This is a genomic window from Oscillibacter valericigenes (genome assembly GCF_016902445.1).
Taxonomy (GTDB): Bacteria; Bacillota; Clostridia; order Oscillospirales; family Oscillospiraceae; genus Oscillibacter; species Oscillibacter avistercoris.
Window position 1 is genome coordinate 1 of the sequence record NZ_JACSNX010000071.1, and the last position, 380, is coordinate 380.

At 57.4% G+C, this 380-nt stretch carries 1 protein-coding gene; it reads left to right on the forward strand.

Features of this window, described 5'->3' with window-relative positions:
• Nucleotides 1-117 precede the first annotated feature (117 nt).
• The coding region (locus H9X91_RS14860; protein ID WP_204805885.1) for a plasmid mobilization protein at nucleotides 118-380 on the forward strand (263 nt) is incomplete at its 3' end.

Below are 380 nucleotides of genomic sequence, written 5' to 3' on the forward strand. Positions count from 1 at the left end.
TTATGAATGTTCTGATAACTCTTCCCGTAACCCCTGGCTTTCCAGGAAATGTTCTGGTATGGTGTGCTTCCCGGCAACACCATACCAGAATTTTTATGCGAGAGAGGAGGCAGAGACATGGAAATCAGAACAAGAAACCGGGTCATCGCCTTCCGGGTGACACCGGCGGAGCGGAGGGAAATCGAGGCCAAAGTCCGGCAGTCTGGCCTGCGCCAGCAGGAATATCTGCTCCACGCCGCTCTGGAAACGCCCATCCATGTGGTGGAGGATATGAAGCCGCTCCTGGGCGAGCTGCGGGCCTGGGGACGGAATCTAAACCAGCTGACCGTCCTGGCCCATCAGGGCCACATCGAGAGCGCCAATCTGCGAGAGGCTGTCGA